Origin of the sequence: Lacinutrix sp. C3R15 (assembly GCF_018860825.1) — a bacterium.
GTDB lineage: Bacteria > Bacteroidota > Bacteroidia > Flavobacteriales > Flavobacteriaceae > Oceanihabitans.
In genome coordinates, this window is sequence record NZ_JAHKPZ010000030.1 from 357159 (window position 1) to 383634 (window position 26476).

A 26476-nucleotide genomic window follows, 5' to 3' on the forward strand; every position below is an offset into this window, starting at 1 on the left:
CATAATTATGTGGCTAATGTAATTAATTATATGAAATAACAAAATTGTTGAAATAGTTTTTTTTGCTTTATGTTTAATTTTTAAAGATTTAGTAGTTATTAATCTATTAAATTATATAATTACTATTATTTTTGAAGAAACTATTTACACATGTCTATTGAAGTTACAAACATCTCTAAAGTATACGGAACGCAAAAAGCGCTAAACCAAATATCTTTTAAAGTTAATAAACCTGAAATTGTTGGTTTTCTGGGTCCTAATGGTGCAGGAAAATCTACAATGATGAAAATATTAACTACCTATTTAGAAGCTACAGAAGGAGAAGCAAAGGTAAATGGGCACGATGTAAATAATAACACCAAGCAAGTACAACAAAGTGTTGGTTATTTACCAGAACACAACCCTTTGTATTTAGACCAATATGTGAGAGAATACCTTGCTTTTAATGCGCAAGTATATGGTGTAAGTAAAAATAGAATTAATGAGGTTATAGCGCTTACTGGCTTAACTCCTGAAGCACATAAAAAAATAGAACAATTATCTAAAGGTTACAGACAACGTGTTGGTTTGGCCAATGCGCTTTTACACAATCCGGATGTTTTAATTTTAGACGAACCTACCACTGGATTAGACCCAAACCAATTAGTAGATATTAGAAACTTGATAAAGAGTATTGGTAAAGAAAAAACCGTTTTCCTATCTACACATATTATGCAAGAAGTAGAAGCTATGTGTGACCGAGTAATTATTATTAATAAAGGTGAAATTGTTGCCAATAAAACATTAAAAGAACTTCGTGACGACAAAGAACAAGTTGTTATTGTAGAGTTTGACTACAGAGTAGAAGATGCCTTTTTACTAAAACTACCAAAGGTAAAAAGCGTAAAAAACACACACGATTTTATTTATGAAATCACTTTTGCTACTGCAGAAGATATGCGCTCTCACGTATTTGATTTTGCACATGATAACGAGTTAAAAATCTTACAACTAAATCAAAAAAACGCGAGTTTAGAGAGTTTGTTTAGAGAGTTAACGAATTAGGAATTAAAAAAACTAACCATATTGTTTTTGTTACTAAAAACGTATCCTAAAATTACTCAAAAATCAAACGTCCATCATAAAACTCCTCTACTGTAACAATTGCTGGTTGGTTATAAGAAATAACATCTCCTGTACTTCTAATTTCTCCGCTAATGGAAACTTGCGGATTTACAAGAATATCATTAGTTCCTCTATGGTAAATTTGCACTTCTTGCGCTATTAAATCTTCGCCTTGAAAACGTCCTGTTCCTGAGAAAAAACCAACGTATAATTTTTGCGTGCTACCAGAAATATAAAAAGACGAAATATTATTGCCTACTACATTTACATTTTGCGAATTCACCTGTAGTTTAAAATCACCAACAGTAATACTTCCTGGTGCATTAAAATCTTCTGAAAACAATTTTAAATTAGCATAATTTAAAACTCCATCACTAGAAATATCATATTGTGTAGAGCTTCTAATTTCTGTAATATCTGGTGCAGTTACATATACTTTGGTTATGCCATAATCACGCACATAGTTACAAGAGTTATTATCTGTAAGTTGTAGCTCGTTATTTACTACAATAGCTTCTACATCATTTAATAAATTTTCACCAGTTTCAATAACAACTTCAAAACCTACATCTTGTTTAAGAATAAGTTCTATATCTTTATTTACCAGAATTTTTTCAAAAGAAGGTAAAACTACTTCTTCCTGAATAATTTCGCCTGTTTTTTGAAAACAATCATTTGCATCTTCACTATTACAGGAAAACAGCATTAATGTAATAAATATGTATATGTAGTTTTTCATAACCCTTCTATCCTTGAGACACCTTTCCCCAAAAAAAGGGAAGTTTTTTTTATTCAATTTACGCTTCTAATTACAACCTAATTCCCACACCAAGCTCTACAGCTTCTGCTTTTGCACCATGTGATTTTAAGGTTAATGCTGCAAACCATTTTTTGCCAAAATAGCGTTTTGCTCCTATTCTTAAATAGGTTCTCCCTTCAAAATCATACGGATAGTACACATAATACCCAAACTGTGTTACTACAGACATTTTGTTTATAAACAGCTCATGACCAGCAAAAACACCAACACGTTTATAATCTGCACTACCATCTTCTCCTTCTTCAGGAAAAGCTGCTGCTCGATACTTTATATATTCTTTTAAAAAATTAGAAAAGAAAACATCTGCACCCAATTGCAATGCACTTTTATGGTTTATACGTTTATCTGCATAAGCCGAAAGTATATAAAAAGGAAACTGACCACTACCTACAACATCACTTTCATTTACACCGCTTCTAAATACAAGGTTGTATTGTATAGGTTGCGTAAATTTTTCTTTAGTTAACGTGTTTATATATTCTGCATCTTCTTGATCTAAATTATAAGTAACACCAACATTAAAAGCTATAGTATTTACACTTGTGTTAGGTGCTTTTACATTGGCGTTTGAGTAATGTAAAAGAGACAATCCTGCTTGTACTCCAAAACGATTAAAAATACGCTCTTTTTTATAATTTATCATGGCATAAGTACTACTTAAAATAGTAGAACCAAAAGCAACATTTTTATGATTTTCAACCTTATCATAAGGGTTGCTTGCATAAGCTAAACCTTGCCCTATACGAAGCATTAAATTTCGCTTTAAAAAGTAAAAATTATAATGTGCATATACCGAAAAATTATTACCAAGCACACTATTTTTAAAATCTTGATATCCTAATGACAATCCGTATTCCGGATAATTATAGCGTTGTTGCCAATCTTCTTCTCCAAAAGTTTTCTTATTCCAGCTTAAAATAAAACCTTCAGGATGTCCTTGAATTAAATGCGTAATATCATCATTATGTACAGCAATGTTTCCAGTAAAATAATTTACATCAAAATAAGAATTTGTAGTTTTCTTTTCTTGCGCAAAAACACAAGTACAAAACACACAAAGAAAGTAGGTTAATAAACGCTTCATTTCATTTAGTTAGAGCGCAAAAGTATAAAAATTAAAATAAAGCCGAAGCAATGGTTTTTATATTATCACTCTTTCCCATAGAATAAAAATGAAGCACAGGAACTCCAGCTTCTTGCAACTCTTTAGATTGCTTAATTGCCCACTCTACACCTACTTGTCTTACCTGTTTATTATCTTTACAACTATCTACTGCTTGAATTAAATCTTCTGGTAAATCTATTTTAAAAACCTGAGGTAGCAATTGCAAATGTCTTTGTACAGCTATTGGTTTAATTCCAGGAATAATGGGCACGTTAATACCTGCAACTTTTGCTGCCTCTACAAACTGAAAATATTTCTGATTATCAAAAAACATCTGCGTAACCACATAGTCAGCACCAGCATCAACCTTTTCTTTTAGTCGTTTTAAATCGGTTTGTAAAGAAGGAGCTTCAATATGTTTTTCAGGATAACCAGCAACACCAATACAAAAATCAGATTTATCATCAACCTCAATCACATCATGCAAATACTTACCCTTGTTTAAATCTTGAATTTGAGACACCAAATCTTTTGCATACAAATGACCACCTTTTGCAGCCTCAAAATATTTTTGATGTTTCATAGCATCGCCACGTAAAGCCATCACATTATTTATCCCTAAATAATGGCAATCTACTAGTAAATATTCTGTTTCCTCTTTGGTAAAACCACCACACAAAACATGAGGCACAGTATCTACATCATATTTATGTTTTATGGCAGCACAAATACCAAGAGTTCCAGGACGCATTCTGGTTATTTTTCTTTCAAACAAACCCGCTTTATCAATATAAATAAACTCTTCTCTTGAGGTAGTAACATCAATAAAAGGAGGTTTAAACTCCATTAAAGGATCTATATTATTATATAATTCCTGAATATTTTTCCCTTTTTTTGGCGGAATTATTTCAAACGAAAACAATGTTTTCCCGTTTGCATTTTTTATGTGTTCTGTTACTTTCATAGTATTGCCCACAAAAGTGGGTATCTCTTTAATATTATCTTATTTTTTATTTTGGCGTTACCACAAGGGTCGCGCTTTCACTACTCGCTCTCTTTGAGGAGCTCAAACAAACCGTTCTATCGCTAACGCACTTACTTGCTTTGGTCTATTTTTAAATAAAAGCGCCTTTTTATTTGCTATTGCTGTGCTTTGTACATAAGAATTATTAATCTGCTAAATTTGGATTTAACCATTTTGCAGCCTCTTCTATAGCAATATTTCTTCGCTTAGCATAAGCCTCTAACTGGTCTTGCTTTATTTTTCCTAGTCCAAAATACTTTGCTTCTGGATTTGCAAAATAATAACCACTCACACTTGCTGCTGGCCACATAGCTAAACTTTCGGTAAGCTTCACTCCTATTTTATTTTCTACATCTAACAAGTCCCAAATAGTCTTTTTTTCTAAGTGATCTGGACAAGCAGGATAACCAGGAGCAGGACGAATACCTTTATAACTTTCTTTTATTAACTCTTGATTTGTTAGGTTTTCGTTTGCAGCATAACTCCAATGCTTGGTTCGCACCTCTTTATGTAGGTATTCTGCAAAAGCTTCGGCTAGTCTATCTGCCAGCGCTTTTATCATAATAGAATTATAATCGTCATGCGCATCTTCAAATTGTTTTGCCAGTGCTGCAGTACCAAATCCTGTGCTCACACAAAATGCACCCATATAATCTTGTTTTCCTGTTTCTTTAGGCGCAATAAAATCGGCCAATGCAAGGTTAGGTTTTCCTGCTGCTTTTTTAGATTGTTGACGTAGGGTTAAAAATGCTAATTTATCTTCAGCGTTTATTGCTACTTCAATATCATCATCATTAATAGTATTTGCTGGAAACAACCCAAAAACAGCTTTTGCTTTTAGTAGTTTTTCATTAAATATACGTTGCAATAGTTCTTGTGCATCTTTAAATAAATCGGTTGCCTGTTCACCAACCACTTCATCGGTTAAAATATCTGGATATTTACCATGTAAATCCCAACTTCTAAAAAATGGAGACCAATCAATAAAGGCTTCTAATTTGGTAATATCAAAATCCTGAAGTTCTTGTATTCCTAATTGGTTTGGCTTTGTAATTTCAGAAGTATTCCAATCTATTTTAAACTTGTTCTTTCTAGCTTCTTCAATAGATAAGTATTCCTTTTTTCTGGTTCTACCTAAAAACTGTTCTCTAAATTTATCGTAGGCTTCTCGAATTTGCTCTTTATATACCTTATTGTCTTTACTAAGTAAATCACCAACAACTGTTACCGCTCTAGATGCATCATTAATATGCACCACTGTATTACTATAATTAGGTGCAATCTTTACCGAAGTATGTGCGCGAGATGTTGTTGCTCCACCAATAATTATAGGAATAGTAACTTTCTTTTTTTCTAGCGATTTAGAAACATATACCATTTCATCTAACGAAGGAGTTATCAATCCGCTTAAACCAATAATATCTACATTTTCTGCAATAGCAGTATCTACAATTTTTTCTGGCGGAACCATTACTCCTAAGTCAATAATTTCATAATTATTACAACCAAGAACCACGCTTACTATGTTTTTTCCAATATCATGCACATCTCCTTTTACGGTAGCCATTAATATTTTACCAGCAAACTCTTGTTTTCCGTCTTTTTCTGCTTCAATAAATGGTTGTAAATAAGCAACGGCTTTTTTCATAACTCTTGCCGATTTTACAACTTGTGGTAAGAACATTTTACCGCTTCCAAACAAATCTCCTACTACATTCATACCAATCATTAAATGGCCTTCTATAACATCAATTGGCTTAGGTGATTCTTGTCTGGCTTCCTCTATATCTTCAATAATAAAAGCATCTAAACCTTTTACTAATGCATGTGTAATTCTTTCTTGCAACGGGTTACTTCGCCATTCTAAAACCTTAGTGACATCCTCTTTTTTATTTCCTTTAATTGTTTCGGCAAAGTCTAATAAACGTTCGGTAGCATCCTCTCTTCTATCAAATAAAACATCTTCTACATACGTTAATAAATCTTTAGGAATTTCATCATACACCTCTAACATAGTTGGGTTCACAATACCTAAATTCATTCCATGTTGAATAGCATGATATAAAAATGCAGCATTAATAGCTTCACGCACCGTATTGTTTCCACGAAATGAAAAAGACACATTACTCACACCTCCCGAAACATTTGCATAAGGAAGATTTTCGCGAATCCATTTGGTTGCTTTAAAGAAATCTAAAGCGTTTAGTCTGTGCTCTTCCATACCTGTGGCTACAGGAAAAATATTAGGATCAAAAATGATGTCTTGTGGCGGAAAGCCAACCACATCTACCAATATATTATATGAGCGTTCGCAGATTTCAATTCTACGTTGGTAAGTATCTGCCTGACCCTTTTCATCAAAAGCCATAACAATGACAGCAGCGCCATAACGTTTTACCAATTTTGCTTGACGTATAAATTCGGTTTCCCCTTCTTTTAAACTTATAGAATTTACTACACATTTACCTTGTGCTACTTGCAAACCTGCCTCAATAATTTCCCATTTCGAGCTATCTATCATGATGGGCACTCTAGAGATATCTGGCTCAGAAGCAATCAGGTTTAAAAAAGTGGTCATGGCATACTTTCCGTCTAGCATACCTTCATCCATATTAACATCAATAATTTGTGCTCCTCCTTCTACCTGATCTCTTGCTACACTTAATGCTTCGTCGTATTTTTCTTCTTTAATTAAACGTAAAAACTTACGAGATCCTGTAACATTGGTACGTTCTCCAACATTAATAAAATTACTTTCAGGAGTAACCACTAAAGGCTCTAAACCTGATAAGGTTAAATACTTTTTGGTTTCTAGTTTTTGGTTTCTAGTTTTTAGTTCTTTATTTTGATTATCAATCATAATTTTTTATAATAATTAACGAATCCGTTAAGTAATTTTCGGTATGAGATTAATTTTTTTAGAATTTCTTTCCATTCTAATTCAGTTATATATTCTAAATCGAATGAAAGATATAACTGTGTTTCTACTTCATTTATAGATCCTTTTGCAATAAAGAGAAATTGAATTGTTTCCTTGTTAGATTTTCTCCCAATTCCTTCTGCAATATTTGAAGGAACTGAAACAGAACTTCTTCTTTAGGAAATGATTTTGTGAGCAAATAAAATGATTTCACTAATCCTCTTGAATGTTTCCAAACATCTAATTCTATATAATCCATCTATTATTTTTATTCATTTTTATAATTAAAAACCAAAAAACTAGTAACTAGCAACTATTCGCCTAGGTTTATACTTTTTTGCAACCTCTGCAATAGCTTTAATATGCTCTGGACTAGTACCACAGCAACCTCCAATAATATTTATTAAATTATCTTGTAAATATTCTTCAATAAATGCTTGCATCTCTTTTGGTGTTTGGTCATACTCACCAAACGCATTTGGCAATCCTGCATTTGGATGTGCAGAAGTAAAAAATTCTGTATTGTCTGATAAGCGTTGTAAATACGGTTTTAATTGTTCTGCTCCTAAAGCGCAATTAAAACCAACACTTAATAAAGGTATATGCGAAATAGAAGTTAAAAACGCCTCTACTGTTTGACCAGATAAGGTTCTACCTGAAGCATCTGTAATGGTACCAGAAACCATGATTGGAATATCTATATTACGCTCTTCTTTTACTTCTTCAATAGCAAACAATGCTGCTTTAGCATTAAGAGTATCAAAAATAGTTTCTACTAAAAGTAAGTCTACTCCTCCATCTATTAAAGCTTCTACTTGTTGCTTGTAGGCAATACGTAACTCTTCAAAAGTAATAGCTCTGTATTCTGGTCTGTTTACATCTGGAGATAAACTAGCTGTACGGTTTGTTGGACCAATACTTCCGGCTACAAAACGCGGCTTATCTGGATTTTGTTTTGTGAACTCTTCTGCAACTTTCTTTGCTATTTTTGCAGACTCATAATTTAGCTCGTATACTAAATCTTCCATATTGTAATCTGCCATGGCTATTGTGGTTCCAGAAAAAGTATTGGTTTCTACAATATCTGCTCCTGCTTCAAAATATTTAGCGTGAATAGTAGCTATGGCTTCTGGTTGGGTTAGCGACAGTAAATCGTTATTTCCTTTTAAAGAAGTTGGGTAATCTTTAAAGCGTTCACCACGAAAATCTTCTTCGGTAAAATTATACTGCTGTAGCATGGTGCCCATGGCACCATCTAGCACTAATATATGTTGTTGTAATATTTGATTTATGTTTGACATATTATATTAAATTATATAAATGTCATCAGGAAGGGAAGTAAGAGAATTACTTAGGTTATCTGTCTGATTACTGAAAACTCAGTAAAAAGTAGAATTTAGCACCTTCTTTTTAATAAAGGGTTGCCAAGGCTTCAATGGGTCTATTCCCTCTGCCTTTCGTGATAACATTCAATACGATTATGAACAAATACCTTTTATTTTTAATAAATAAAATGATATAAAGTGTAAAATAACAGAATAAAAATAGGATAACCAATTTTATTCATATAAATCTGAAGAAATATAACGATCCCCAATATCACAGATAATAGCAACAATAATTCCTTTATCTATTTGTTTGGCTATTTGTAAAGCAGAAGCAACAGAACCTCCACTACTCATTCCTGCAAAAACACCCTCTTCTTTTGCTAGTCTGTTGGCTACTGCTCTTGCATCTTCTTCGCTTACATCTACTACAACATCTACTTTAGAAGCATTAAATATTTTTGGCAAATAGGCTTCTGGCCATTTACGAATCCCTGGAATTTTAGCGCCATCTTTAGGCTGTGCACCAACAATTACTACGTCTTTGTTTTGTTCTTTAAGATATGTAGAAACTCCCATAATGGTTCCTGTAGTTCCCATGGCAGACACAAAATGTGTGATTTCTCCGTTAGTATCGTTCCATATTTCTGGTCCTGTGGTTTTATAATGAGCTTTCCAGTTATCATCATTTGCAAACTGGTTTAGCATAAAATAGCCTTTTTCTTCACTTAGTTTTATGGCTAAATCTCTTGCTCCTTCAATACCTACTTCTACAGAAGTTAAAATTAGTTCTGCTCCATAAGCACGCATGGTTTTTATACGCTCTTTGGTAGAGTTTTCAGGCATTACAAGCACCATATTTAAACCCGAAAGCTGTGCTATAAAAGCTAAAGCAATTCCGGTATTACCACTTGTAGCTTCTACAAGAGTGTCTCCTTTTTTAATATCTCCTCGCTTTAAAGCTTCTGAAATCATATTAAAAGCAGCACGATCTTTAACGCTTCCTCCTGGATTTTTTCCTTCTAATTTTAAAAACAAACGCACACCTTCTTTTTGTAAAATATGTGTTGCTTCTACTAAAGGTGTGTTACCAATTAGGTCTGTTATTGATTTTCCTTCTATCATTATTTTCTGGTCTTAATTTTAATTTCCGATTGATAGGTTACTAGTGAATTTGCAGGAACAGATTGGGTAATCCAAACATTAGCTCCTATAATAGTATTTGCACCAATTACAATATCACCACCAAGAATGGTTGCGTTTGCATAAATGGTTACATTATCTTCAATGGTTGGATGTCTTTTTGTGGAAGCCAGACTTTTTTTTACCTGAATTCCACCTAAAGTTACCCCTTGATAAATTTTTACTTGCCTTTTTATAATTGCAGTTTCACCAATAACAACACCAGTACCATGATCTATAAAAAAAGAATCTCCAATAGTAGCTCCTGCATGAATATCTATTCCTGTTATGCCATGAATATACTCTGACATCATTCTAGAAAGAATATATAAATCTAATTTATAGAACTCATGACTTAAGCGATATATAGCAATAGCGTGAAAACCTGGATAGGCTAGATACACCTCTTCTAAACTTTTACAAGCAGGATCATTTGCTTTTGCTGCTTTGGCATCTAATTCAATTTTCTTTTTAATTAGATGTAATTTATCTGAAAAAGTTTTCCAGATAATTTCTCCCTGGAGAATATCCAATTCTTTTGAAAATTTTAAAAAAACTGCTTTTAAGTATTCTAATTCTTCTTTTTGCTTTTCTTCTTTTTCAAATAAAGCATAAAACAAATCTTTAGTAAAAACGGCTACTTCTTCTTTTAGTCGAAGGTTAAAAATCATTTAAATTAATTGATAGATTGAACTACTGCTTTTGGCGCTTCTTTACGTGTACCATCAAAACCATCAATACCACTAACTGTTGTATATTTTAACACATACTTTTTACCAGGATTAATAATTTTATATGCTGACTGACACATTAAAGTTGCTTCATGAAAACCACACAAAATCAATTTTAATTTTCCTTCGTATGTATTTACATCTCCAATAGCAAAGATACCCGGAATATTTGTTTGATAGTCTAAAGTATCCACTTTTATCGCATTTTTAACAATTTCTAATCCCCAATCTCCAATAGGACCTAGTTTAGGCGACAAGCCAAATAACGGAATAAAGTGATCTGTTTCTAACAATGTTTTTTCACCTTCTTTAGTTACTGTAATTCCTTCTAGCTTCTTATTACCATGTAGAGCGGTTACTTCAGCTGGAGTTATTAGATTTATTTTACCTAGTTTTTTAAGTTCTTGTACTTTTTCTACAGAATCTAAAGCACCACGAAATTCATTTCTTCTATGAATTAGTGTAACTTCTGAAGCTACATCTGTTAAAAACACACTCCAATCTAAAGCAGAATCTCCACCACCAGAAATGACAACTTTTTTATCTCTGTAGACTTCTGGATCTTTAATAAAGTATTCTACTCCTTTATCTTCGTAATAGGCAATATTTTCAATCTTTGGTTTTCTAGGCTCAAAAGAACCTAAACCACCTGCAATAGCAACAACTGGTGCTTGGTGTTGTGTTCCTTTGTTGGTAGTTACTATAAAGCTTCCGTCTTCTTGCTTTTCAATAGTTTCTGCACGTTCCCCTAGGGTAAAACCAGGTTCAAACTGTTTTCCTTGCTCTAATAAATTAGTGGTTAAATCTCCTGCTAAAACCTCTGGAAATCCAGGAATATCATAAATAGGTTTTTTGGGGTAAATCTCAGAACATTGTCCGCCAGGTTGAGGCAATGCATCAATTAAATGGCACTTTAATTTTAGCAATCCTGCCTCAAATACTGTAAATAAACCTGTTGGACCTGCTCCTATAATTAATATATCTGTTTTAATCATGATGTACTTCTTTTTTACTAATTAATCCTTTTGTAAACTCGTTAAGCGTTTCTACTTTTTCTTCAAAATCACCTTTTATTGTTTTTCTAAAAATGTTTAGATTTTTAACCATATCGTCAATATTTTCAGGTATAACATCTTCAAAAAACTGACGTAAGCGTTTGGCTGTAGTTGGTGATTTTCCGTTGGTAGAAATGGCTATTTTCACGTTTCCTTTGGTAACAATTCCGCCCATATAAAAATCACAATATGGTGGATTATCGGCTACGTTTACTAGAATATTTCTTTGCTTGCAATCTTTATAAACTTCAATATTTACATTGACATTATCAGTAGTTGCAATAACCATGTGTTTATTATTTAAAAGTGTATTGTTATAAATACCCTCCAGCATTTCTATTCCATATTTTGAAGCAAGCGCAATGGTTTCTTCTCTATAAAAAGGAGCAATCATTTGTACTTTGGCATTTGGACTAGATTTGAGCAAAAAGCTTAATTTTTCTAAAGCAACATTTCCGCCTCCAACAATGAGAACATTTAATTGTTCTACTTTTAAAAATATTGGATATAAGTTATTTCTTTCTTCCATATTACTACATCTTATGCAGAAATCACTTCTGATTGCTTTTTAACGGAATTAAAAATTGAATTTAATTGCACACGTTTTTCAACCACTTCCCCAATAACAATTATTGCTGGATTGGCTAGTTGTTTTTCTTTAACCACATTGCAAATAGTTGCTATGGTTGCTACGCCAAATTTTTCGTCTTTTGTAGTTCCGTTTTGAATGATTGCAATAGGTGTTTTTGCTTTTCCTTCTGCCGAAAAAATAGACACAATTTCTTCTAGCTTACTCATTCCCATTAAAATAACAACGGTTGCTGATGATTTTGCAGCAAGTGCAACATCTTTTGAAATGGCATGTGCCTTTGTAGTTCCTGTAATTACCCAAAAACTTTCTGAGCTTCCTCTTTTGGTTAACGGAATACCTTGATAAGCAGGAACCGCTAATGACGAGGAAATACCAGGAACCATATAGGTTTCTAGCCCAAATGCTCTTACATAATCAATTTCTTCTGCGCCACGACCAAAGATAAAAGGGTCTCCTCCTTTTAAACGTACAACGTGCCCATGAGAATTTGCTCTAGCAACAATGAGTTCATTAATTTGTTCTTGTTGGTATGCATAACAACCTTTGCGTTTACCAACAAAAATAAGTTCTGCATTTGGTGATGCGTATTGTAATAATTCTTTATTTACAAGTGCATCATACAAAATAACATCTGCATTTTTAATGACTTTAATAGCTTTTAAAGTAATTAAATCTGGATCTCCAGGTCCTGCGCCTACAACGGTTAATTTTGGTGTTATCATCGCTTTCATTTTACAAATAATTTAGCTTACTAATTGTTTTTCATTTTCTCTAAACACGCGAACCGCTTCTAAAAATTCTTCAGCATTTTTAATATAACTTTCTGCAAATGCTTTGGTTGGTGCATTGTTTTTTATCTGATAAATTAATTTGGAAAAAGAAACCCCTAAATTAATTTTATTGTTTTCTACAAACTCGGTTTGAAATGTATTTATAATTCCTGCTTGCGTATTGGTTGTAATATTTTCAGAAAGTAAAATGGCTTTGGCCGAATTCACCATAGAACGATATGCAAAGTAGATAGCGTTAGAAAATACTTTGTTGCCAAGAGCTTCTTTTGCTGTTTCTATTTTTTCTTCACTTTCTAAAAATAAAGTTGCAATTAAATCGATAACAACACCTGCACACTCTCCAATCCCAATAGCTTTCACGTATGCTTCGTTGGTTCCCCAATCAATAAAATCTTCTTGCGTTAAGTTGGTAGCATCAGAAAGGTCTTTAAGCAATTCATAAAAATACTTTTCACCTTGTTGCAAGTAATAGTCTACAAATAGTTTATTATTTCCGTTAGCTTCAAAATCATTTAAAATTCTACGTAATGCTTCTGGTCCTCTTCTGCTTGGCATTTTTACTACTTTATCAGCAAAAACCCCTTGACCATTTCCTCTGTTGCCACCTCCTAAAAGCACCTGTAAAGCAGGAGCTACTAGTTTATCTGGCGTACGAATAGACATACCTTGAAACCCAATATTTGCGGCATTATGTTGTCCGCAAGCATTCATACAACCACTAATTTTTATGATTAAATCTTCGTTTTTTAAATACTGTGGATATTCTGTTTTTATAACTCGCTCTAACTCATCAGCAATTCCTGTACTGCTTGCAATACCTAAATTACAAGTATCTGTTCCTGGACACGCTGTAATATCTACTGCTTTATTATAACCCGCTTCTGCAAAACCTAATTTGGCTAATTCTTGATAGAAAAAAGGTAACAAATCTGCTTTTACAAACGGAATTAATATGTTTTGACGTAAGCTTAAACGAATTTCTCCTGCTGCATAATTTTGTACTAAATCTGCTAATAATCGTGCTTTGTCTGTATAAAAATCTCCTAGAAGCACTTTAATTCCTATGGCAAAAAAGCCATCTTGTTTTTGCGGAATGACATTCGTTTTTTTCCATAACTGAAAAGCTTCGTTATCTGTAATTTCTACTTTAGGAGCTTTCACAGAAACTGGAATAGAAACCGGATAATTTGCTACATCAATGGCTACAGATTTAAATTGGATAGCATCTTGTTCTTCTTCTACCAATTCTCTAAAGGCATCTAAACCAATATCTTTAATTAAGAATTTCATTCTTGCTTTGGCACGACTTTTACGTTCGCCATGACGATCAAAAACCCTTAAAACACCTTCCATTACAGGAATAATTTTATCGGTTTCTAAAAATTCATAAAACACATCTGCATGTCTTGGTTGTGAGCCTAAACCACCACCAAGCATTACTTTAAAACCTCTTACACCATTTTTAATTTTAGCAATAAAACCTAAATCGTGCATATAAGACAAGCCCGTATCTTCATCTGTACCAGAAAAAGAAACTTTAAATTTTCGTCCCATTTCCTGGCAAATAGGATTACGCAAAAAGAATTTAAAAATGGCATCTGCATATGGAGACACATCAAAAGGTTCTTTAACATCTATTCCAGCTGTTTCACTTGCTGTAACGTTTCGAACGGTATTACCACAAGCCTCACGAAGGGTTACATCATCACGCTCTAGTTCTGCCCAAAGTTCTGGTGTACGATCTAGATCTACATAATGAATTTGTATGTCTTGTCGTGTAGTAATATGCAATCTACCACGAGAATATTCATCTGAAACAGCTGCAATTCTATGTAATTGATTGCTTAAAACTTTACCATAAGGCAGTTTTATTCTAATCATTTGCACACCTTGTTGACGCTGCCCATAAACTCCTCTTGCCAGACGAAGACTTCTAAATTTCTCTTCGTCTACTTTTCCTGCTTTAAAAAGTTCAATTTTAGTAGCTAAATCAATAATATCTTGCTGCACTACAGGGTTTTCTAATTCGGTTCTAAAACTTTGCATAATCTTTCTACTTTATTGCAAGTGTATACCACACTCTCTGTTTTCTAAGGCTTTTATTGGGTCGAAATACGTATGATTTTTAGGTAAATGATGTACTTCTAAATAATTATCTAAATCGTAATCTGACCAATAATAAAATGGGCTTATTTTTAAAATACCATCTTTACTATAGCTTAAAATGTCTTTTTTATCTCTTAATTCTGTTTGGCGTACTCTAATATTTGTAAACCATAAATCTGGTTGCTGTTCTTGTAATGCTCTTCTAAAAGGTTCTAATTTTACTACTTCAGAAAATACTGCATGATTATCATCCTCTATACTAGGCAAGCCAATAGTTTCTTCTATTTCTTCTCTAGTTTTTAAAGACTGGTATTTTTTTATATTTAAATGATACTCTTTAATAAGGTTTTCTGCATGCGCATAGGTTTCTGGCAGATTAAACAAGGTATCACACCAAACAACCTTAATATCTTTATCATGTTTAGACATGGTACTTAATAGTATTGCAGAATATTTACCAAAACTGGTAGTTACTATTCTGTTACTGGATAAAGTTAAAGCCCACTCAATTATTTGATCTGGTGTTTTATTTCTTAACTCTTTATTTAAGGTATCAATGTCTAGTTTTATCATCTTCTAATTTCTTTATTTCTATAATTCCTATCGGTTTACTAGGATTAAAAAACAAATGTATACTTTTTATTTATTTCAAGTACTAAAAAATTCATAAAAATATAAGGTTATTTGTTGTAAACTGTTAATGCGTTAAATCTGCAAGCGAGGTATTTCTGAATATTTCTAGTGTATTATCTCTTACTTTAATCATTAACAAGTGTACAGCACAAGCAGCTTCATCTGGACAATCTGCACATTTCTCATAGAAGTTTAAACTTACACATGGCACCATAGCAATGGGTCCTTCTAGAATACGCATGACATCTACCATTTTAATATCTTCAGGACTTTTAAGAAGGTAATAACCTCCAGATTTCCCTTTTTTAGATCCTAAAAAACCATTTTTTCGTAAGCTTAATAATATACTTTCTAGAAATTTTCTTGAAATATTTTCACTTTTTGAAATGGTTTCAATTGGCACAGGAGCATTTCCTTCTTGTTTTGCTAAAAAGGTAAGTGCTTTGATTCCGTATTTTGTTTTCTTTGAAAGCATCTTACAAAGATACTTTATTTTAAAGATTAATCTAAAGCTTGTTTTAAATCGTTAATAATATCTTCTACGTTTTCTAATCCTACCGAAACACGAACCAACCCATCTGTAATTCCTACTTCTAATCGATCGGTTTCACTCAATTTACTATGTGTTGTTGACGCTGGATGTGTTACAATAGTTCTTGTATCACCTAAATTTGCAGAAAGCGATGCCATTTTAATTTTATTTAAAAAATTTCTTCCAGCTTCTATTCCTCCTTTTACTTCAAAAGCAACAATGTTTCCACCTTTCTTCATTTGCTTTTTAGCAATTTCATATTGTGGATGTGATTTTAAAAATGGATATTTTACTACATTAACCTTATCATGTGTTTCTAAAAACAAAGCTACTTTTTCGGCATTTTCACAATGTCTATCTACACGAACAGCAAGTGTTTCTAAGCTTTTAGATAACACCCAAGCATTAAATGGTGATAATGCTGGCCCTGTATTTCTAGAAAACAAATAAATTTCTTGCATTAAGTCTGCTCTACCAACAGTGATTCCTCCTAAAACACGACCTTGTCCATCTATTAATTTGGTTGCAGAATGAATAACTAAATCTGCACCAAACTGAATAGGGTTTTGCAAATAAGGTGTTGCAAAACAGTTGTCAATAACCAACCATAAATTGTGTTTTTTAGCAATATCTCCTAGTCGTTGTAAGTCTAAAATATCTACTGCTGGATTGGTTGGACTTTCGGCATACAATATTTTTGTATTAGGCTGAATTACTTTTTCAATAGCATCTAAATCATTACTATTAAAATAGCTAGTTGTAATGTTCCATTTTGGCAAAAACTTAGTAAACAAACCATGAGAAGTACCAAAAATACTTCTGGAAGAAACAATATGATCTCCTGCATTTAACAATGCTGCAAATGTGGAAAAAACGGCAGACATTCCTGTTGCAAAAGCAAAGCCAGCTTCTGCTCCTTCCATTTTACAAATTTTATCAATAAACTCTGAAGTATTTGGGTTAGAATAACGACTATATATATTTCGTTCTTTTTCTTCTGCAAAAGATGCACGCATATCTTCTGCATCTTCAAATACATAACTAGAAGTTAAATACAATGGCGTAGAATGCTCTAAAAACTGCGAACGTTCGGTTTGTATTCTAATTGCTTCGGTTTCAAAATGTTTATCCATTATAACTGCTATTATTTTTTTCTAATTATTATTTTCAACTAACCTTAAAATATCTCCAAAAACACCTCTTGCTGTTACTTGTGCTCCAGCTCCAGCTCCTTGAATTACTAGTGGTTGCTCACCATACGACTCGGTATAAATTTCAAAAATAGAATCGGATCCTTTTAAAGCTCCTAATGGAGAACTTTGTGGAACAGATACTAATTTTACTTCTAACTTTGCTCCATTTTCATCTTCTAAATTACCAGATAAATCACCAATATATCGCAACACATGATGCTCTTTTTGGTTTTCTTTAAAAGCCTTATAGGTAACATTCATCTGTTCTAAGTTATTTAAAAACTCAGAAACTGCTACACTTTGAAGCGCTTCTGGAATTAGATTTTGAACAACAACATCTTCAATTTCATTATTTAAATCTAACTCTCTTGCTAAAATAAGCAACTTTCTTGCCACGTCATTTCCGCAAAGGTCTTCTCTTGGGTCTGGTTCTGTAAACCCTTTTTCAATTGCTTCACGAAGTACATCTGAAAACAATCTATCTTCTGAAGAAAAGTGATTAAAAATATAACTCAATGTTCCAGAAAAAACACCGCGAATACGTGTAATATTTTCACCAGAAAGATGCAGTAATTTAATAGTATCTATTAATGGCAATCCTGCTCCAACATTAGTTTCGTACAAATATTTTTTTTGATACTTATTTAAATTACTTCGCAATTCAGTATAAAAATCTAAACCAATAGTATTTGCTATTTTATTAGAAGACACCAAATCAAAGCCATGAGAAACCAAGGTGTTATAATTTTCAACAAAGGATTTACTCGCTGTATTATCTATTGCTATTAAGTTTTCTAGATGGTATTTATCGGCAAAGTCTAAAATATTTTGAAGCGAATAATCTGCTCCGTTTTGCGCAATTTCTTCTTGCCAATTTTGAGAAACTCCATTTTTGCTTAACAGTACTTTTTTAGAATTAGAAATAGCAAAAATATTAAGCTTTACACCTTTTCTTTTTTCTATGTCTTTTGCCGAAGAAATGATTTGATTTATTAATGCTCCTCCCACTAATCCATGTCCGAAAACAGCTAGATTCACCTTTTTAGAACTATAAAAAACCTCTCCATGAATTACATTTGCTGCCTTTAATAATTGGTCTTTTTTAACCACCAAACTCACATTTTTACCTGTAAAAGTATTATTGAAAAGCAATGGTGTAATTTGATTTTTTATCAACGCATTAAATGGTTTATGAAAAGCACTTAAAGCAATACCTATAATAGAAATTACTGCCACATCATCTAGCACTTCAATATTATTTACGTCTTGCGACTGAAAATCATTTTCAAACTCTTGCTCTAAGGCCGTAACCGCTTTAGTTGCCTTATCAGCATCTATTATTAAACCAATGCCTCTTTCTGAAGATCCTTGCGAAATAATACTAACACTAATATTATGCTTACTTAATGCATTAAAAATTCTGGCATCAACACCAACTGTACCTAACAAACCTCTACCTTCTAAATGTATTAAAGCTACATTATCTAAAACAGATAGTGAAGTAGCTTGATTGCTATCTTTTTTTGCAGTAATTAGAGTACCTTCATCCTCCAGATTAAAGGTATTTAAAATACGAAGGTTAATGTTTTTTTCTAATAAAGGAATAATGGTCTTTGCATGTAAAATGGTTGCTCCAAAATTGGCTAACTCATTTGCTTCTGTAAAAGAAAGTTCTTTAATTTTTTTTGCATCTGGAACCAAATCTGGATTTGCGGTATAAATACCGTTAACATGTGTGTAATTCTGTAGTTCTTCTGCATCTAAATAATTTGCCAAAAGCGCAGCCGAATAGTTACTTCCATTTCTACCTAAAGTTGTGGTTTCGTTTTCCAGATTAGAAGCAATAAAACCAGTCATTACATTTACTGTAGTGCCATTGTATTGTTTAAAATGTGCTAAAATATTTTCTTTAGAAACGCTGTGAATAGGTTGCGAATTAGCATCTGTTTTAATTAATACACGAGCATCTGTTGCATTGGCATTTATTTTCTGAATTTTTAATAATTCGGTAATTAATTTAGCCGATAATATTTCACCATAAGCCAACACTTGATTTTCAATTTTTGTGCTATAATCTCCTAATAAATAAACACCCTCAAAAATAGCTTCTAGAGCTTTAAACTCTTCAGAAAAATCAATGGTTTTAAGAGGTGCTTTTTGGTATTCTTGAAAGGCTAAAAACGCTTCTTTATAGCTTTCTTTTTTAGATGCTTTTTTAAGAATTTCTTCCAAAGCATTGGTAGCATTTCCTCTGGCCGAAACCACAACTGCAATGCGCTCTCGTTCTTTAATTTTATCTTTTATAATGGCAATAGCATTATTTAAACCTTTATTATTGGCTAAAGATTTCCCTCCAAATTTTAATATTTTTATTTTTTTATTCTTTAAATTAGGATGAAATATATCTGCAATTATTGTTTCTAATTGATCAAATTCAATTAAAAAAGCATCGTGCCCATGATCAGAATTAATTTCGTTATACGTTACATTTGGATGCAATAATGCTAATTGTTTTTGTGTTTCTCTGTTTTCTTCAGCAGTAAAAAACAAATCAGAATCTACACCTACTATGCTAATATTTGCATTAATATTTTTTAAAACCGCATCATAATTACCTCTACCTTTTGTTACATCAATACTTCGCAACAATTGGTTCATTAGTTTATATGCAGATAATTGAAAACGTTCTTGTAACTTTTCGCCATGATGTAACAACCAGCTTTCTACATTAAAAATTTCTAATTCTGTGTTTCGGCTTCTTTTAAAACGTTCTTTAAAAGATTTTGGCGTTCTATAACACAACATTGCATGCATTCTTGCATCATGAACAGGGTTTGTAGAATTTAATAAAAACTGCTCTTGTATTTGGCAATTTGCAATAAGCCAATCTGTAGATTTCCAATCGGTTGCAACAACAATTAAGTGTGTTGCAAGATTTGGTGCAAGTACTGCCATTTCCCAAGCAATTCCTCCTCCTAGAGAACCTCCTATAATTGCAAAAAGTGACGTTATTTTTAGTTTTTTTAAACCAACTAAAAATATTTCAGCTATATCTCGAGCAACAAAATCTTTATAATTTTCAATTACAAAACCATCATATCCGTTTCCTGGAATATTAAATGCTAAAACAGTATAAATATTGGTATCAATTACTTTTCCTGGCCCAATTACTTTGTTCCACCAACCATCTTCTCCTGCTACATTACTATTTCCTGTAAGCGCATGATTAACCAATACAATTGGAGCCTCATGTAATGGTTTTCCGAAAGTTTGATAGGATAATTTTAAATCTTGAAATACACCTGAAGCGAGTTCAAAATTTGTTATTTCTATATATTTTAATGCAGCCATTTGTAGGTTTTTATATTCATAAATGCTTCGTAAAAAAGATTACGAAGCATTTATAAACAAAGATATATTATGCTAAAATGGTTTCTTTTACCACTTTAAAAGCTTCTTTTAAATCTGCTTTTAAATCCTCTATATTTTCAATTCCTACAGATAAACGAATTAAATCTTTAGTAACACCAGAAGCAGCTTGTGCAGTTTCATCTAATTGTTGGTGTGTTGTACTTGCTGGATGAATGATTAACGACTTGGTATCTCCAATATTTGCCAATAGAGAAAAAAGCTTGGTTGTATCTGCTATTTTTTTAGCCGATTCAAAACCACCTTGTACTCCAAAAGTTACTACACCACTTTGCCCTTCTGGCAAATATTTATCTGCAAGAGTTTTATATTTACTAGATGCTAAACCTGGATAATTTACCCAGTTTACTTCTGGTTGTTCTTCTAACCAGCTTGCTAACGCTAAAGCATTTTCACTATGCTTTTTAATACGAAGCTCTAAAGTTTCTAAACCTTGAATGATTTGAAATGCATTAAATGGACTTAACGCTCCACCATAATCTCTTAGTCCTTCTATTCTAATTTTTGCTATAAATGCTGCTGCACCAATTGCTTCACTATACACCAAACCATGATAACCAGCAGAAGGCTCTGTAAACTCAGGGAATTTTCCGTTGGTCCAGTCAAAAGTTCCTGCATCTACAATAATTCCTCCAAGCGAGGTTCCGTTTCCTGTGATGTATTTAGTAAGCGAGTGAATTACAATATTTGCTCCATGAGCAATTGGGTTTAACAAATACGGTGTTGCCACTGTATTATCTACAATTAATGGTACCTTACTAGCTTTTGCTTCTTTAGAAATTGCTTGTAAATCCAGCACATCTAATTTTGGGTTTCCTAAAGATTCCACAAAAAATGCTCTTGTATTTTCTTGGGTAGCTTTTTTAAAGTTTTCAACGTCAGAAGGGTCTACAAAAGTAGTGGTAATACCATGTCTTGGTAAGGTTACACTTAGCAAATTATAGGTTCCTCCATACAAACTACTAGATGCAACAATATGATCTCCTGCTTTTAAAAGCGTTAGTAGTGTTGTAGAAATTGCTGCTGTTCCAGAAGCTGTTGCCACTGCAGCAATACCTCCTTCTAAAGCAGCTAAACGTTGCTCTAAAATATCATTTGTAGGGTTATTTAAACGTGTGTAAATAAAGCCTGGAACGGAAAGATTGAATCTTCCTGCTGCATCATCTGAATCATTAAAAACATACGATGATGTTTGGTAAATAGGAACTGCTCTGGTTCCTGAAGTTTGACTAACGTCGTGTCCTGCGTGCAACGCTTTAGTTGCGAATTTTTGTGTACTCATTTTTCTAAGTTTTTTTGAGTTAAAATAAATTAAACCAAAAGCCAAATAAGCCTCATGAGAAGCATACTTAATAGAAAAATGTTAAAAAGAAAATACTAATTACAGATGAGTAATTAGATTTGAGTTATCTATCCAATATATCGATTAATGAATCGAAAATTAAGTAGAATTTAGCACCTTCATAGTAAATCTAAGGGTTGCTAAGGCTTCGTCGAGTCTATCTCTCCACCTTTCTTGATAACATTTCAGTAAGTGTTTGAACTTTGTGAGCACAAATATTGCATCACAAAAGTTTAATATCCAAATTTTTTAAAGCTTTTTTTAATTCTTTTTTTTGAAAAAGGCTAAAATTTAAGCATGATCTGCTAAATATTTATCTTTAATAACCTGGCCTACAAGCTTATTTTCAATTTTACTTTCTAGCCAAGAAATAATATCTAAATATAAAAATGCACGACGCTCATAAGGATGATCTTCGTATTTTTTTAAAGTTTCATGTAGTTTTTTGAATTCTTTTTTAAGATCTTGTGGATAGATATCTTGTAACCCTCTAATAAATTTTATCATTTCTTTTTGCACTTCATGAAGCTCATTCATCTTAATTAAAAACTTATAAGTACTACGTAATAAAGTTTCTAAATGATAATCTAAACCTGCCTCATAATGCGCAACAAGATTTAAAACTCTAGAAAAACAAAGTAAATCTTCACGCATAGAAAGCGTTTTATTAGAAATAATTTTATCTAAATATTTAATGCATTCTTTATTATTTCCTGCACCAAAATGCATACTTGCAAATTTGTAATAAAAAACCATTTTATGGTGTGCATCAATTTTATTACTAAAAGGAATTAACTCTTTTTCAATTTGCGGAATAAGATCTAAACCCTCACTAAAACTACCATCAATAAAATATTGATTTATATTATGAAAATTGGTATATAAAAAAACCAAGCTGGCTACATTTTCATCTTTAGGAAAACCATCACTTGCAACTGTAGTTTTAAACTCGTTTAGTTTTTCAATAAATTTTGGCTTATTTCTAATAAAATAAATAGCCTCTAACAAATAGTTATTTCCTTTTAAGAAAAAAACTGGATTTAAATTAATCATACCAGGATTTTGATAAAATAAATCTACCCATTTTGATGCATATTTATAACAATTTAAAAAATCTTGTAATAAAAAACTATACCACAAATGTGCTTTATAAAACCATAATTTTTCACGAAATCCTACTTTTGTTAAATCGAATTTAGGAATTCTTTTATTAAAATATTCTGTTACTAAACGACTCTCCTCTTCGTTTTTAACATAACCCGTTTTTAAAATAATACTGTAAAGCTGCAGTGACAAATTAGATAATTTACTTGCAATTACATTTAAAGCACTAATTTCTTTTGCCTGCGTTGCTAACTCATCTGCACGTGTACTAATACTTCTTGTTATGTATTGCGACTCTATTACTTTTTCAAGTTCAATAATTTCAAAAGCAGCATTTTTTTCTTCATTTACAATAGCCAGCTCTTTTGCTTTATCTAAAATCTTTAAACTTTGTTTATACAATCCTTTATGATATAAAATAGAAGCAAAATCTAATTGTTCTCTAATTTGAGAACGTATATTTTGGTGTGAAGGGTTAAGTTTTAAGCTTACTAAAATTTGCTTATACAAATGCGCTTTTACATTGGCTATTTGTTGTTTTTTAACAATACCACTTTTTATTATTGCAGTTTCATCATAAACATGAGCCTTGTCTAAAAGATTAAAAAGTTTTAAAAATTTAGAATCAGAATTTACTCCAAGTCTGCCTACATACAATTTAAATTGTCTTTTTTCAGATTTAGTTAAAGATTTAACTAATAGAAATAAATTATCTTTTTGTTCTTTAGTTATCAATAGAATATTAGTTTAACTATTTGATTATTAGTGTATTAAATTATGTTTATGCTTTTGAACATCGTAAAAGTAATTCAAAAACAAATAATAATCCCTAATCAAAATATAAATTCGTAGATACAATACAAAATATTTTTTGATACATGTCAAGTAACAATATACAAATCTTTGATACAACGCTTCGAGATGGCGAGCAAGTTCCTGGTTGCAAACTTAACACAGAGCAAAAAGTTATCATTGCAGAACAGCTAGATCAACTTGGAGTTGATGTTATAGAATCCGGATTTCCCGTCTCTAGTCCAGGCGATTTTAAATCTGTAGAAGAAATTTCTAAAATTGTAAAAAACGCTACTGTTTGTGGTTTAACTAGAGCAGTAGAAAACGATATAAAAGTTGCTGCTGAAGCCTTAAAAAAAGCAAAAAAAGCTAGAATACACACAGGTATTGGTACGTCAGACTCTCATATTCTACACAAATTTAAATCGAATAAAGAAGCGATTATTGAACGTGCTTTTGCTGCTGTTAAGTATGCAAAATCATTTGTTGAAGACGTAGAGTTTTATGCCGAAGATGCAGGTAGAACAGACAACGAGTATTTAGCAAGAGTTTGTGAAGCAGCTATAAAGGCTGGAGCAACGGTTTTAAACATTCCAGACACTACAGGTTATTGCTTACCAAGTGAATATGGTGCAAAAATTAAATACTTAAAAGAAAATGTAAAAGGTATTGAAAAAGCCATTTTATCTTGCCATTGCCATAATGATTTAGGTTTAGCAACAGCCAACTCTATTGAAGGTGTAATAAATGGAGCACGACAAATTGAATGTACTATTAACGGTATTGGCGAACGTGCAGGAAACACAGCACTAGAAGAAGTCGTCATGGTTTTAAAACAACATCCTTATCTAAATTTAGACACAAATATTAATACGCAAATGCTATACGGAATAAGCCAACTGGTATCTGATAGCATGGGAATTTATACACAACCAAACAAAGCTATTGTAGGCGCAAATGCTTTTGCTCATAGCTCAGGAATACACCAAGATGGTGTTATTAAAAACCGTGAAACATATGAAATTATAGATCCTAAAGATGTAGGCGTAACAGAATCTGCTATTGTTTTAACTGCCAGAAGTGGTAGAGCTGCTCTTGCATACAGAGCAAAAAACGTAGGTTATGAGCTAACCAAACTTCAGTTAGATGAAATTTACGCTAGTTTTTTAACTTTTGCCGATAAAAAGAAAGAGATTAATGATAATGATATTCATCAAATTATTGAAACAAGTAACATCTACCAACAAATAATATCCGCATAAATGAAAAAGACACTATTTGATAAAGTCTGGGATGCACATGTGGTAGACACTATAGAAGATGGTCCACAAGTACTTTATATAGACAAACATTTAATACACGAGGTAACAAGTCCGCAAGCTTTTAATGAATTAGAAGATCGCGGAATTCCTATTTTTAGACCTCAACAAATTGTGGCAACAGCAGACCACAACACACCAACACAAAACCAAGATCAACCAATTAAAGATGAGCTCTCTAAAAAACAACTAGAGCAACTATCTGTTAATTGCAAAAAAAACAATATTACACTATACCAACTAGGTCATAAATACAATGGCATTGTACATGTAATGGCTCCAGAATTAGGTATCACACAACCAGGAATGACCATGGTTTGTGGGGACAGCCACACCTCAACACATGGTGCTTTTGGTACTATTGCATTTGGTATTGGTACCAGTCAAGTAGCACAAGTATTTGCTAGCCAATGTTTACTACTTACAAAACCAAAAAGTTTACGAGTATCTGTTAATGGTAAACTAAAAAACGGCGTATTGCCAAAAGATGTTATTCTTTATATTATCTCTAAACTAGGCACCAATTCTGGAACAGGATATTTTTGTGAGTATGCAGGAAATGTTTTTGAAGAAATGAGCATGGAAGGAAGAATGACTGTTTGTAACATGAGTATTGAAATGGGAGCTCGAGGAGGAATGATTGCTCCAGACCAAACCACTTTTGACTATGTAAAAGGAAGAGAATTTGCTCCTAAAGGAGAAGAATTTAATAAAAAAATAGCCTACTGGAAAACCTTACCTACAGATGAAGGCGCTACTTTTGATAAAGAATACTTTTTTGATGCCGAAGATATAGAACCAATGATTACCTATGGTACTAATCCAGGAATGGGAATTAAAATTACAGAAAACATTCCTGTAGAAGAAAATGCATCTTTCAAAAAGTCTTTAGAATACATGAATTTTGAAGCAGGAGAAAGCCTAATAAACAAACCTATTAATTATGTATTTATTGGCAGCTGTACAAATTCAAGAATTGAAGATTTTAGAATTGCTGCAAACTTTATAAAAGGAAAACAAAAAGCAAGCAATGTTACAGCTTGGCTGGTTCCTGGAAGTAAACAAGTAGAAACACAAATCATTGAAGAAGGTTTACAAGACATTTTTGAAGCTGCTGGTTTTACGTTAAGACAACCAGGTTGCTCTGCATGTTTAGCAATGAATGATGATAAAATTCCGCAAGGCGAATATTGCGTATCTACCTCTAATAGAAATTTTGAAGGACGACAAGGCCAAGGCTCTAGAACCATACTTGCAAGTCCGTTAGTTGCTGCAGCTACAGCTGTTGCAGGAAAAATTGTAGATGTTACCAAAGAAATTAAGGAGTTAGAATTAATTTAAAAGAACAAGTGCCACCTTGAGCGCAGTCGAAAGGTC

Annotated in this window: 21 protein-coding genes and 2 riboswitches; of the genes, 3 read left to right on the forward strand and 18 right to left on the reverse strand. The window is 32.4% G+C overall.

Features of this window, described 5'->3' with window-relative positions:
- Nucleotides 1-150: 150 nt before the first annotated feature.
- Nucleotides 151-1044, forward strand: a complete 894-nt coding sequence (gene gldA / locus KO494_RS10275; protein ID WP_215967515.1) for a gliding motility-associated ABC transporter ATP-binding subunit GldA — start codon at nt 151-153, stop codon at nt 1042-1044.
- A 52-nt stretch (nt 1045-1096) separates the two neighbouring features.
- On the opposite strand, the gene KO494_RS10280 is transcribed toward gldA, so the two are convergent.
- The 18 genes from KO494_RS10280 to KO494_RS10365 form a co-directional block, all read right to left on the reverse strand.
- Complete coding sequence (locus KO494_RS10280; RefSeq protein WP_215967516.1) at nt 1097-1843, reverse strand: head GIN domain-containing protein; 747 nt, start codon at nt 1841-1843, stop codon at nt 1097-1099.
- A 70-nt stretch (nt 1844-1913) separates the two neighbouring features.
- Nucleotides 1914-3008 carry an acyloxyacyl hydrolase gene (locus KO494_RS10285; RefSeq protein ID WP_215967517.1) on the reverse strand — a complete coding sequence of 365 codons (1095 nt, stop codon included), beginning with the start codon at nt 3006-3008 and terminating at the stop codon, nt 1914-1916.
- A 31-nt stretch (nt 3009-3039) separates the two neighbouring features.
- Nucleotides 3040-3993, reverse strand: a complete 954-nt coding sequence (gene metF, locus KO494_RS10290) for a methylenetetrahydrofolate reductase [NAD(P)H] (protein WP_215967518.1) — start codon at nt 3991-3993, stop codon at nt 3040-3042.
- 205 nt (nt 3994-4198) lie between these two features.
- Complete coding sequence (gene metH / locus KO494_RS10295) at nt 4199-6913, reverse strand: methionine synthase (RefSeq protein ID WP_215967519.1); 2715 nt, start codon at nt 6911-6913, stop codon at nt 4199-4201.
- Entirely contained in the window at nt 6910-7119 is a 210-nt protein-coding gene (locus KO494_RS16000) for a four helix bundle protein (RefSeq protein WP_368496130.1), read from the reverse strand. The genes metH and KO494_RS16000 overlap by 4 nt, the downstream gene beginning before the upstream one ends.
- 153 nt (nt 7120-7272) lie before the next feature.
- The gene (locus KO494_RS10305; protein ID WP_215967520.1) at nt 7273-8274 is read right to left on the reverse strand and encodes a homocysteine S-methyltransferase family protein; all 1002 of its coding nucleotides are present in this window, start codon (nt 8272-8274) and stop codon (nt 7273-7275) included.
- Between the two features lie 52 nt (nt 8275-8326).
- Nucleotides 8327-8442: riboswitch (SAM riboswitch) on the reverse strand.
- 90 nt (nt 8443-8532) lie between these two features.
- On the reverse strand, nt 8533-9423 hold the full coding sequence (gene cysM, locus KO494_RS10310; protein WP_252730366.1) for a cysteine synthase CysM: 891 nt from the start codon (nt 9421-9423) through the stop codon (nt 8533-8535).
- A complete protein-coding gene (gene epsC / locus KO494_RS10315) occupies nt 9423-10151 on the reverse strand; it encodes a serine O-acetyltransferase EpsC (RefSeq protein WP_215967521.1) in 729 nt (242 codons plus the stop codon). Before epsC ends, cysM begins: the two co-directional genes overlap by 1 nt.
- A gap of 5 nt (nt 10152-10156) precedes the next feature.
- The gene (locus KO494_RS10320; protein ID WP_215967522.1) at nt 10157-11206 is read right to left on the reverse strand and encodes an NAD(P)/FAD-dependent oxidoreductase; all 1050 of its coding nucleotides are present in this window, start codon (nt 11204-11206) and stop codon (nt 10157-10159) included.
- Nucleotides 11199-11795, reverse strand: a complete 597-nt coding sequence (locus tag KO494_RS10325) for a bifunctional precorrin-2 dehydrogenase/sirohydrochlorin ferrochelatase (protein ID WP_215967523.1) — start codon at nt 11793-11795, stop codon at nt 11199-11201. Before KO494_RS10325 ends, KO494_RS10320 begins: the two co-directional genes overlap by 8 nt.
- Before the next feature lie 11 nt (nt 11796-11806).
- Nucleotides 11807-12589, reverse strand: coding sequence for a uroporphyrinogen-III C-methyltransferase (cobA, locus tag KO494_RS10330; RefSeq protein ID WP_252730367.1), 783 nt, complete (start codon nt 12587-12589; stop codon nt 11807-11809).
- 12 nt (nt 12590-12601) lie between these two features.
- Nucleotides 12602-14695 carry a HEPN domain-containing protein gene (locus KO494_RS10335; protein ID WP_215967524.1) on the reverse strand — a complete coding sequence of 698 codons (2094 nt, stop codon included), beginning with the start codon at nt 14693-14695 and terminating at the stop codon, nt 12602-12604.
- Nucleotides 14696-14707: 12 nt separating this feature from the next.
- The gene (locus KO494_RS10340) at nt 14708-15328 is read right to left on the reverse strand and encodes a phosphoadenosine phosphosulfate reductase family protein (protein ID WP_215967525.1); all 621 of its coding nucleotides are present in this window, start codon (nt 15326-15328) and stop codon (nt 14708-14710) included.
- Nucleotides 15329-15452: 124 nt separating this feature from the next.
- Nucleotides 15453-15863 carry an Rrf2 family transcriptional regulator gene (locus KO494_RS10345; protein ID WP_215967526.1) on the reverse strand — a complete coding sequence of 137 codons (411 nt, stop codon included), beginning with the start codon at nt 15861-15863 and terminating at the stop codon, nt 15453-15455.
- Between the two features lie 26 nt (nt 15864-15889).
- Nucleotides 15890-17053: a PLP-dependent aspartate aminotransferase family protein gene (locus tag KO494_RS10350; RefSeq protein ID WP_215967527.1), complete on the reverse strand. Its 1164-nt coding sequence runs from the start codon at nt 17051-17053 to the stop codon at nt 15890-15892.
- Nucleotides 17054-17074: 21 nt separating this feature from the next.
- A complete protein-coding gene (gene thrA, locus KO494_RS10355; RefSeq protein ID WP_215967528.1) occupies nt 17075-20464 on the reverse strand; it encodes a bifunctional aspartate kinase/homoserine dehydrogenase I in 3390 nt (1129 codons plus the stop codon).
- A 67-nt stretch (nt 20465-20531) separates the two neighbouring features.
- On the reverse strand, nt 20532-21824 hold the full coding sequence (locus KO494_RS10360) for an O-acetylhomoserine aminocarboxypropyltransferase/cysteine synthase family protein (protein ID WP_215967529.1): 1293 nt from the start codon (nt 21822-21824) through the stop codon (nt 20532-20534).
- A 121-nt stretch (nt 21825-21945) separates the two neighbouring features.
- Nucleotides 21946-22068: riboswitch (SAM riboswitch) on the reverse strand.
- 107 nt (nt 22069-22175) lie between these two features.
- Complete coding sequence (locus tag KO494_RS10365; RefSeq protein WP_215967691.1) at nt 22176-23720, reverse strand: hypothetical protein; 1545 nt, start codon at nt 23718-23720, stop codon at nt 22176-22178.
- 146 nt (nt 23721-23866) lie between these two features.
- Between KO494_RS10365 and KO494_RS10370 the strand changes: the two genes are divergently transcribed.
- Both KO494_RS10370 and leuC read left to right on the forward strand, forming a co-directional pair.
- Complete coding sequence (locus KO494_RS10370; RefSeq protein WP_215967530.1) at nt 23867-25042, forward strand: 2-isopropylmalate synthase; 1176 nt, start codon at nt 23867-23869, stop codon at nt 25040-25042.
- Nucleotides 25043-26440: a 3-isopropylmalate dehydratase large subunit gene (gene leuC / locus KO494_RS10375; protein WP_215967531.1), complete on the forward strand. Its 1398-nt coding sequence runs from the start codon at nt 25043-25045 to the stop codon at nt 26438-26440. It abuts the gene before it with no gap.
- Nucleotides 26441-26476 lie beyond the last annotated feature (36 nt).